The organism is Pseudomonas sp. PDM13 (assembly GCF_025685765.1).
Lineage (GTDB): Bacteria > Pseudomonadota > Gammaproteobacteria > Pseudomonadales > Pseudomonadaceae > Metapseudomonas > Metapseudomonas solani.
The window spans coordinates 283,351-293,443 of the sequence record NZ_JAOTQU010000004.1; the positions used below are offsets into that span (position 1 = coordinate 283,351).

The window sequence follows — 10,093 nt, forward strand, 5'->3', positions numbered from 1 at the left end:
ATTTCCTCGGGGTAGATAAGACTTTCGACTAAGACAGGAAACCTCCTTTCAGGCCTGAAGGCGTGTGTCTCCCTCTCGATATCATTGCGAGAATGCTTCGATCTCGCAGATTCTCCTCACCGTCCTCAGCCGGGGAAAGAGGCCAGGAGATGCCAAGTGGAAGAGGCTCGCGAGTTTCTTCTGCGAGCGGGGATAAAAGCATGAACAGCATGAGTTACAAGGGCTACACGGCCCGCATCGGGTTCGATGACCGCGATGACCTTTTCGTGGGGCGGTTGTTGGGCATCCGTGACATCGTCAGCTTCCATGCCGACTCCGTGGCGCAACTGCGTGCCGAGTTTCAGTTGGCAGTGGATGACTATCTCTCGGACTGCGCCGAACGAGGTGTCAGCCCGGAGAAGCCTGCTTCCGGCAAGATGATGTTGCGCATCCGCCCGGAGGTGCATGCCGCAGCGACCATCGCCGCCCAGGTGGCTGGCAAGAGCCTGAATCAATGGGCCGATGAGGTCTTCGAACAGGCCGCCCTCGCCAAGTAGCGATGGGGTGGTAAATGAACAGAGCCCGCTGATGCGGGCTCTGTCGTTTCTGGCCGCTGGGATTTACCAGCGATAGGCAACGCCGGCCGTGACCTGGCGTTCGGCGCCGTAGAAGGCGGCGTAGGTGTAGTTGAGGTAGTCCTCGTCGGTGAGGTTGGTGACGTTTAGGGTGAGGTCCCAGGGGCCCATGGCGTAGCCGAGCATGGCGTCCACCAGGGTGTAGGAGGGAGCGACGAGGGCGGTGTTGAACAGGCCCGGCACTTCGTCGACGTAGCGTACGCCGGCTCCGGCGCGCAGTTCGCCCGGGCCGACCTGGCCGAAGCGGTAGTCGCCCCAGACGGAGAGCATGTTGCGGGGCATGCCGCCGCTCTTCTGGCCGGGCGCGCTGCTGGTGGTCTGCTGGGTCACTTCGGCCTTGGTGTAGGCGTAGGAGGCGGTGACGCTGGCGTTGCTGCCGATATCGGCCTTGGCCTCCAGCTCCAGGCCACGGGAGCGTACCTCGCCGGTCTGCACCTGGAAGTTGGTGTCTACCGGGTCGGTTGTCAGCACGTTGCTGCGGGTCAGCTGGTAGAGCGCGGCGGAGTACAGGGCGTTGCTGCCGGGCGGCTGGTAGCGGATACCAAGTTCGTATTGCTCGCCTTCGGTGGGGTCGAAGTCCTGGCCGGTACGGCTACGCCCCGCCTGGGGCTCGAAGGATTCGCTGTAGCTGACGAAGGGCGCCAGGCCGTTGTCGGCGAGGTAGACCAGGCCCACGCGCTTGGTGAAGGCATCGCTGTCCTGGCGCGAGCTGTAGTCGTTGTACAGCGCGTCCTCCTTTTGCTTGGCCCAGTCCTGGCGGCCGCCGAGCAACAGCACCCACTTTTCGTCGAACTTGATCTGGTCCTGCAGGTAGAGGCCGCTCTGGCGGGTGCGGTTCCTGGAGCTGTACGGCGCTGGGCCGAGGGGGGTGAAGGTACCGCCGTAGACCGGGTTGAAGACATTCAGCGGGGTCAGGTCGTAGTCGTAGCGGTCGGTCTGCAGGTGGCGATCGCCGTAGTCGACGCCGGCCAGAACCGTCTGCTCGACGCGCTGGTGGTGGAAGCGCGCTTCCAGCTGGGTGTCGACGACGAAGTTGCGCGAGTCGTCGACGCGGTCCTGGGCGCCGCGTGCGACGGTGGTCATCTGCGGGTCGATGAAGCTGTCGAGCCACACCGACGGCATGTCGTTCTCGGATTCGAAGTAGCGCAGGTTCTGGCGCACCTTGAGGTCGTCGTTGAAGGCGTGCTCGAAGCGGTAGCCGATGTCCCAGGCGGTGATCACCGATTTGTCGTAGCCCGGCTCGCCGGTGAAAGTGTGGCGGGAGATATGGCCGTTGGGGTTGGGCAGCACGGTGCCTTCAGCGGGCAGGCCGTAGACGTAGGCGGTGCGGCTTTTCTGGTAGGTGGCCAGCAGGGTCAGGCTGGTGGCCTCATCCGGTTGCCAGGTGAGGGACGGGGCGATGTAGGTGCGGTCGTCCGGCACGTGGTCGGTGGTGGTGTCGCTTTTGCGCTGCAGGGCGGTGAAGCGGTAGCTGAGGGTATCGGTGAGGGCGCCGCCGTGGTCGGTGGCCAGTTGGTGGCGGTCGTTGCTGCCGGTTTCGGCCTTGATCTCGTGGAGTTCCTCGCGGGTCGGCAGCTTGCTCACCACATTGATGATGCCGCCCGGCGCGGCCTGGCCGAACAGCACCGAGGAGGCGCCGCGCAGCACTTCCACACGCTCCATGCCGTAGGGCTCCTGGGTGCCGTCGTAGATGTTGCTCATGTAGCGCATGCCGTCGCGGAAGGTGCTGCCGCTGATCTGGAAGCCGCGCAGGACGAAGGTGTCGGTGAGGCGGTCGTCGGCTTCGGTGGCGATCACACCGGCGGTGTAGCCGAGGACGTCGCGCAAGCTCTGGGCGTGGATGTCGGTGATCTGGTCGCGGGTCACCACCGAGATGGATTGCGGTGTCTCGATGATCGGCGTGTCGGTCTTGGTGGCGGTGCCGGCGGCCGTGGCCACATAGCCGCTCACCGGGCCCCAGGCGGACTGCTGGCCGGCGGCGTTGATGTCGATCTGCGAGAGGTCGAGGGTGCCGTCGCCGCTGGGGCGCTCCAGGGTGATGCTGCCGGCGCCGTGGCGGAAGCTCAGCCCGCTGCCCTGGAGAAGCAGGCCCATGGCCTGGTCGGCGGTGTAGCGGCCGCGCACCGCGGGAGCCTGGCCGGCGAGTTGTTCCTCGGTGGTGCGCAGCACGGCGATGCCGGTGGTGGCGGTGAATTCACCGAGGGCGTCGAGCAGCGGTTGGCTAGGGATATCGAACTGGAACTGCGGCTGGCGCTGCTCGCTGGCGGCCTCGCTGCTGTGGGCCTGCATGGGCGCGGCGAGGGTGGCGAGCAGGGCGCTGGCGAGCAGGGTCCGGGCCAGGCGGTGGCGGTTGGTCATGCGGTGGTTCTCCCCCGGTAAATGGCAAATGCGAATGATTCACTGCCGATACAACGGGCGAGACCGGGAAACCCCTCAAGAAATTTTCAGATTTTTTGCATCAGCGATGCAGGACCACCGCCAAGCCCGGGATGCGCGTGGTTTTCAGGCCCAGTTCGATGCTCAGGGCGCTGAGCACCGCTTGCGGGTCGCTGGTGCGGAAGGTGCCGGAGATGCGCTGGTTGCGCAGGGTTTCGTCCAGCAGCACGACGGGCGGGTGGCCGAGGTGGCGGAGGCTGTCGAGCACCTCGCCGAGGCTGGCGCGATCGAAGATCAGCAGCCCGCGCTGCCAGGCCAGGGCGCGGTCGCTGTTGACCGTTTCCGGGCCGTGCAGGCCGCTGCCGTCGAGGCTGGCCTGCTGGTTGGGGATCAGGGTGACGAGCGAGTCGGCGGCGTTGCCCCGGACCTCCACCCGCCCGCGGCTGACCGTGACCCGCTCGGCCTGGCCGGTGGCGTCGACGGCGAAGGCGGTGCCGAGCACACGGGTGCGCAGCCCCGGGCTTTCCACCACGAAGGGGCGGTTGGCGTCGTGGCTGACGTCGAACCAGGCGCGGCCGCGCAGCAGGGTGACGCGGCGCTCGCTGTCGCTGAAGTGCAGGTCCAGGGCGCTGTCGGCATCCAGCAGCACGTGGCTGCCATCGGCCAGGGTCACTTGCAGCTGGGTGCCGGGGGCGCTGGCATGGTCGGCCGCGTAGCGTTGCAGCATGCCGGGGTCGCGCCAGAACAGCGTGCCCACCGCGAGGCCGAGCACGCAGGCGGCGGCCAGTGCCGGCCAGCGCTGGCGCTGCACCGGGCGGCGCCGGTGCCAGCCATCGCCGGCGAGTTGCCGGGCGGGTTCGCCGAGTTTCTGCCAGAGCTGCTCCACCGCCTGGAAGGCTTCGGCGTTGGCCGGGTCGCTGTCCAGCCAGCGGCGGAGGTCCATGCGTTCGCTCGCCGGCAACTGCGGATTCTGCAGGCGCACGTACCAGCGGGTCGCCGTGTCCTGGCGATCCTGCCGTGCTTGCTGTTCGGGCGAGGTCTTCACTCTGCTTGCGTTCCACGAATCGAGGGGGCTGCCAGTACAACGTGCGACACCGGGTCAGCCCTCAGTGCGCTGGCAATGTTGGAGGACGCGGATGATGTCCTTCTCCACCGTGCTCAGGGAAACCCCGAGCCGCTCGGCGATGCTCGCATAGGAGAGGCCATCGAGGCGACTGAGAAGAAAGACCTGCTGGCAACGGCGGGGCAGGCCCTGCAATCGGCGCAGCAGGTGTTCGAGTTCCTGGTGCGCTTCGGCCTGTTGCTGCAGGTCGAGGCCGTCGCCTTCGTCTTCCGCCTGTTCGCGGGCGTGGCGGCTGCGCACCTGGCGCGCCCGCAGGTGGTCGAGGGCGAGGTTCTGCGCGGTGCGGAACAGCAGGCTGCGGTCGCCATCGCCCAGCTCTCGGTCCCAGAGCCGCAGGAAGGTGTCCTGGGCCAGGTCCTCCGCCGTGCTGCGGTCACCGACGATGCGCCGGATCAGTTGCAGCAGCCGGTTCTGTTCGCGCAGGTAGAGGGCCAGGAAGGGCGACGGCTTGCTCATGGGTGGGCAGGCGGCGACTCGTTGAAAGGGATTGCGAGATTAATGCGTATGCAATCACTTCTCAATTACATCTTTATGCGCCGCTCTGCCTCGCGCGTTCAGCCGGTGGCGAGACCCTCGGGCTGCACCGGCAGGCTCAGGCGGAAGCAGATGGGTGCGTCCTTGCCGGTGCTTTCCAGCTCGATCTCGCCGCCGTGCAGGGTGGCGATGCGCTTGACCAGGTAGAGGCCGAGGCCGGCACCGGGGGATTGCTGGGCCTGGCTGCCACGGAAGTACTTCTGGAACAGCAGCGGCGCCTGTTCTCGGGGGATTTCCGGGCCTTCGTTGACCACGCGGATGTCGAGCATGCCGTCCGCCGCGCGCTCGCGCACATCGAGGCGGATGACGCTGTCCGCCGGGGCGTGGCGGTCGGCGTTGGCGATCAGGTTGCGCAGGGCGATGCGGGTCAGGCTGGTGTCGCAGCTCAGGGTCTGGCGCTGGCTGTGGTACTCGATGCGGGTGCGCCCGGGTGGCACGTCGCTGGTGCTGCGGGCCAGCAGCTCCGGCAGGTTCTGCTCGGTGTGGCGCAGCTCGGTGCTGGTCTCGGCCATGCGGTCGTGGTTGAGGTAGTTGTCCACCAGGGTCAGCAGGCGCGTGGTGGATTCACGGATGTTCTGGCAGCGCTGCTCGTTGCGCTCCGGGGCGCTGTCCAGGTGGCGGGATATCTGCTGGGCCGAGGTGGCGATGATCGCCAGCGGCGTACGGAACTCGTGGGAGACCATGGCCACGAAGTCGCGCTGCTCCTCGCGGATGCGCTGCTCCTGGCGCAGCAGTTCGCGCAACTCGCCTTCCAGCTCGGTACGGCGGCGGATCTCGTCGCGCAGCTCCAGGGTTCGCGAATCGATCTGCCGTTCGAGGCGGGCGTTCTGGTCCTGCAGCACGTCCTTGAGCTCGCGCTCGGCGCGGCTCTTGTCGTCCTTCAGCTTCCGGTAGTGATTGATGATGCGCATGCTCATCAGCAGCATGTGCAGCAGGGTGCCGAGGGCGGCGGCATTGTCGGTGACGAAGGAGGTGGGGACGATGCCGAGGTTGCGCAGGAAGCTGACGATCACCCCGGCGTAGTAGATGCCGAAAACCAGCAGGAACACCCGTGCCGTGGCGTGCCCCTTGAACAGCAGGCGCACCGCCATGCCGATCAGCAGCGGGATGGTCAGCAGCGAGGCGATCTGCACCAGCGGCGCGCCGGTCTGGTAGTGCCCGGCCAGCACCGCCGTGGCGGAGACCAGGCCGATGGTCACGCAGAGCCCGGTGAGCAGGCGGCGGAAGCGCACCATGTCGGTGGCCTGCAATTGGCGCTGGGCGAAGATGAAGCCGATCGGCAGGCTGGCCGCCAGGCCGCAGCCCAGCAAGCGGTCGCTGATGCTCCCGGGGATGCCGAAGATCTGTTGCGGCAGGCCGTAGCTGAGGCTCTCGATGGAGATGCAGCAGCTCACGTAGATCAGGTACCAGCCGCTTTCCGGCGCGCGGGTCATGCGCCAGAACACGCTGTGGAAGACGATCAGCGCCAGGTAGATGCCGAAATACAAACCCGAGCCCAGGTACTCCACGCGGGTGCGGTCGCCGAATTCGGCGGCGGGCATCAGCCGCACGCTCACCGACATGGCGTTGCGTGCCTCCAGACGCAGCAGCAGCCAGCGCGGTTGCTCGGGTTGCAGGGTGAGGGCGAAGGAGGGCGTGCGGTAGTCCACTTCCCAGGTCTTGCGGTTGATGGATTCGCCGCTGCGCAGTTCCCGTGGCGCGCCGTCGGTTTCGTAGTCATAGAGGGTGGCGCTGTCGATCAGTGCGTTGTTCAGCGTCAGCATCCAGCGTTCGGGAGAATCCGGCCCGGCCTGCACCTGCAGGCGCAGCCAGATCACGCTGCGGGTGAAGCCGGCGTTGAGCGAGCCGGGCAGTGCCTTCCAGTCGCTCGATTGCATGGCGCCGGCGGCGTCGAGGCGGCCATCCGGGTCGTCCAGGCGCTCCAGGTGCCCTTTGGTGCCCTTGCCGCGCTCGCCGAGGTGCAGGGTGTCGGCGCCTGCCTGCCAGGAGAACAGCAGGCACAGGCAGAACAGCAGGAAAGCAAGGGGACGGGTCATCGCTCGGCGCCACGGGTGTTTGCGGAAGCGGAGGATTCTACCTGCCCGGCTCCGCGATTCGATGCGTTGCTCAGATTTGCTCGGTTTGCGCAGGGCCTTCCTGGGGTAGGGTGCCGCCGTGTTCCGGGCTGGCGGCCGCCGGAATACCGTTCGTCAGCACAGGGCCGCCAGGGTGGGATCGCAGTGAAAGAACGCAGCCAGGCAACATCACCGGCCACCGTCCTGCGCCGGGTGGGAGGAGGCGCCACGCCGCTCGCGCACATGCGCCTGCTGGTGGTGGAAGCCGCACCGGATAGCCAGCCGGACCTGTGCCTGCGCCTGCTGGGCAAGGTCGGCTTCGTCACCATGAGCACCGTCGACACCCTGCTGGAGGCGGAGGTCGCCCTGTTCGGCCCGCACGTCGTGCTGCTGGAACTGGCCGGGGAGGGCAAGGCCGGGCTCGAACTGGCGGCGCGCATCCGCACCCTGTGGCCGGGCATCGGGCTGGTCCTGCTGACCGAGCCGGGCCGTCTCGACCAGCGCCTGGCGGGTTACGCACTGGGGGCCGACCACTGCCTGGGCCGCGTCGTGGCGGAAGACGAACTGCTGTCGGCCATGGAGGCGCTGATGCGTCGCCTCGGCATGCAGGCCGCACCGCTGGGCGACTGCTGGGTGATCGACGCGAAACGGCAGGTGCTCAGCGCACCGGATGGCCAGCAACTGGAGCTCAGCCGCAAGGAATGCCGGATCCTGGGGCTGCTGCGTGAGGCGCCGGAACAGACCGCCAACCGCCGCGTGCTGGCCGAAGGGCTGGGCGAGGACTACCTGACCTACGACGAGCGCCGCCTGGAGGCCATCGTCAGCCGCTTGCGGCGCAAGATCGCTGGGCTCGACGGGGCACCAACGCCCATCCGCTCGCTGCGCAACCAGGGGTATGCGTTCATCGGGCGCCTGCTCTGCGCGGGCTGATGCCGGGCCGCTCAGGCGACGATGCGCACCTTCTCGTAGAAGCAGTAGCCGGTGTTGCGCAGGGTCTTGAGCGGCAGTTCCAGGCCGGCGGCCTGTTCCACGTTACGACGCAAGCGGCGGATCTGCGTGTCCAGCCGGCGCTGGTCGTAGGTCATGTAGTCCTCGTCGAGGGCGCGGACGATCTCGCGGCGCGAGACGATGTCGCCGGCGCGCTGCATCAGGCAGTGCAGCACCAGCATGTCCTGGTGGGACAGGCGCAGGTGCTGCTGGTTGGGCGTCTTCAACTGGCGCGAGGCCAGTTCGAGCTCCCAGCGGGTGCCGCCGCGCTGCAGGCCGAGGCGCCGGCGCAGGGCTTCGAGCACTGCTGCCAGTTCCTCCAGGTCGCAGCCCTTGGCCAGGTAGTGGTCGGCGCCCACGCGGAAGCCGGCGACCCGGTGATCCGTGGAGCCGCGCGCGGTGAAGGCGACGATGCCGAGGGTGCTGCCGTGCTCGCGCAACTGGTGGATCAGGTCGAGGCCGTCGCCGTCGGGCAGGCCCAGGTCGATGATCGCGATGCGGTGGCGCTGCTCGTCGAAGGTGTCGGCGAAGCTCGCCAGGCTGTCCGCCAGGGTGACCCGGTAGCCGGATTCGCCGAGGAACTCACTCAGTTCCTCGGCGAGGATGGGTTCATCTTCGAGCAGAATCAGATCAATCATTCACGGGGTTCGATACGGCATCTTCCGTGGTGCGAATTCCGCTTTACCTACATCCATTCGGTAAAGCGCTGACCGGTTAATGGCAGCATTTCTTGCAGATTATAGAACCTTGGCGGGGATGGAAACGCACGGTTTTTTGCCGCTTCGCTTGCCCGAACGCAACGGCGGGGCTGGCTGGAACCAGCGTGCCAGAGCGGCGCAGGCCATGCGTCAATCGGTCGAGAAGGGTGGAATGTCAGCATTTGTCAGTTTCACGAGATGGCAGAAAGCTAGTATCGCGCCGTTCCGGTGCCGTGCCCCGGATCATCTCGATGACCTGATCGGTGAGCCGCCCATGCTTTCAACAATGAAACCCGTCTTCCACGCGCGGCGAGAGCTGCTCGCCACCTGCCTGCTGCTGTGCACGGCGAATGCTTCGGCCGAGCAGGGTTTCGCCGACAAGCTCGAACGGGTTCTGCGCGAGCACCAGTTGGTGCGCATGGTCGACGCCGACGTGGAGACCGCCCGCGAGCAGGTCGCTGTCGAGAAGACCGCCTATTTCCCCAAGCTCACCGTCAACGGCAGTGCCGGCAAGCAGCACATCGACCGTGAAAACGGCGGGAATGCCAGCTACGACCCATCCGAGGCCAGCGTGGGCATCAACCAGCTGATCACCGACTTCGGCGCCACCTCGTCCCGCGTGCAGGCCGCCAAGGTGGTGCTGATCAAGGAAGAGGCCGAGCGCGAGCTGCAGGTGCAGAACCTGACCCTGGCCGCCATCGAGGCGCAGCTGCAGGTGATCCAGGCCCAGCGCACCCAGGCCTACGCCCGCCAGTCGGAACAGAACATCAAGCAGCAGACCTCCCTGGAGAACGCGCGCATGGAGGCCGGCCGCGGCTACGCCACCGACGTGCTGCAGGCCAAGTCGCAGCTGGCCGGTGCCGAGGCGCGTCGCGTGATGGCCGACAGCCGCATGCGCGAAGCCCTGAACCGCTACCGGGTGATCTTCGGCGAAACCACCATCGCCGCCGATGGCCTGGAGGCCCTGGCCGTTCCCGGTGCCAGCCTGCCGGCGTCCGAGGTGGACATCATCGAGAGCGTGCGCCAGCAGAACCCCGACGTGCTGGCCGCCATCAAGCGCGCCGAGGTGACCCTCGCCGAGCGCGATGCCGCCCGCAGCAAGGAGCTGATGCCGCGCCTGTCGTTCCGCCTGAGCCAGGCCCACTTCGACGATTACGACGGCTCCCCGGGCCGCCGCGACGACACCAAGGCCATGGTCAACTTCGACTGGCAGTTCGACCTCGGCATGCGCGCCGACCACGTCACCCGCGCCGCCGACCAGGCCGTGCTGAGTGCCGAGGAGAAGGCCGACTACGTGCGCATCCAGGCCATCGAGGAAGCGCGCAACGCCTGGGATTCCTGGCAGACCTCCCGCGAGCGCTCCGAGCACCTGCGCAACCAGGTGAACATCGCCGAGAGCTTCCTCGACCTGGCGCGCAAGGAGCGCGAGATGGGCCGCCGTTCGCTGCTGGACATCCTCAACGGCGAGGTCGGCCTGATCAACGCCCAGAGCGACGCTACCGCCGCCGGTATCGACGAGATCATCGCCGCCTACCGCCTGCTGCGCGCCACCGGCCGCCTCAGCCCCGAGCTGTTCCGCCAGCCGGGCATCGTCGTGCCGGCCGATAAGGCGCTGCCCCTGGCCGCCCTCGATGCCGGCCAGGGCAAAGCCCGCTGAGGCCCGCCGCGATACCGATCCGTCCAGCGCACGCACCTGTTCCGGGTGCG

8 protein-coding genes are annotated in these 10,093 nt (G+C 67.4%); 3 read left to right on the forward strand and 5 right to left on the reverse strand.

The window, feature by feature from the left end; all coding sequences use genetic code 11:
- Positions 1 to 200: 200 nt before the first annotated feature.
- Positions 201 to 536, forward strand: a complete 336-nt coding sequence (locus OEJ36_RS06755) for a type II toxin-antitoxin system HicB family antitoxin (RefSeq protein WP_263400855.1) — start codon at positions 201 to 203, stop codon at positions 534 to 536.
- A gap of 63 nt (positions 537 to 599) precedes the next feature.
- Here the strand turns inward: OEJ36_RS06755 and OEJ36_RS06760 are convergent, their stop codons facing one another.
- The 4 genes from OEJ36_RS06760 to OEJ36_RS06775 all read right to left on the reverse strand — a co-directional run bounded on the left by OEJ36_RS06760 (position 600) and on the right by OEJ36_RS06775 (position 6,683).
- Positions 600 to 2,972 (reverse strand): TonB-dependent siderophore receptor, encoded by a 2,373-nt coding sequence (locus OEJ36_RS06760; RefSeq protein ID WP_263400856.1) that lies wholly within the window; start codon positions 2,970 to 2,972, stop codon positions 600 to 602.
- Positions 2,973 to 3,072: 100 nt separating this feature from the next.
- Entirely contained in the window at positions 3,073 to 4,035 is a 963-nt protein-coding gene (locus tag OEJ36_RS06765; RefSeq protein ID WP_263400857.1) for a FecR family protein, read from the reverse strand.
- Positions 4,036 to 4,089: 54 nt separating this feature from the next.
- Complete coding sequence (locus OEJ36_RS06770; protein WP_184488081.1) at positions 4,090 to 4,569, reverse strand: RNA polymerase sigma factor; 480 nt, start codon at positions 4,567 to 4,569, stop codon at positions 4,090 to 4,092.
- A gap of 98 nt (positions 4,570 to 4,667) precedes the next feature.
- Positions 4,668 to 6,683: a sensor histidine kinase gene (locus tag OEJ36_RS06775; RefSeq protein ID WP_263400858.1), complete on the reverse strand. Its 2,016-nt coding sequence runs from the start codon at positions 6,681 to 6,683 to the stop codon at positions 4,668 to 4,670.
- A gap of 183 nt (positions 6,684 to 6,866) precedes the next feature.
- On the opposite strand from OEJ36_RS06775, the gene OEJ36_RS06780 reads away from it, so the two are divergent.
- Positions 6,867 to 7,631 carry a response regulator transcription factor gene (locus tag OEJ36_RS06780; protein ID WP_263400859.1) on the forward strand — a complete coding sequence of 255 codons (765 nt, stop codon included), beginning with the start codon at positions 6,867 to 6,869 and terminating at the stop codon, positions 7,629 to 7,631.
- 11 nt (positions 7,632 to 7,642) lie between these two features.
- Here OEJ36_RS06780 and OEJ36_RS06785 read toward each other — a convergent pair whose 3' ends face one another.
- A complete protein-coding gene (locus OEJ36_RS06785; RefSeq protein WP_263400860.1) occupies positions 7,643 to 8,326 on the reverse strand; it encodes a response regulator transcription factor in 684 nt (227 codons plus the stop codon).
- Between the two features lie 334 nt (positions 8,327 to 8,660).
- Here OEJ36_RS06785 and OEJ36_RS06790 point away from each other — a divergent pair, with 334 nt between their 5' ends.
- Entirely contained in the window at positions 8,661 to 10,043 is a 1,383-nt protein-coding gene (locus OEJ36_RS06790) for a TolC family protein (protein ID WP_263400861.1), read from the forward strand.
- The last annotated feature ends 50 nt before the right edge of the window (positions 10,044 to 10,093 follow it).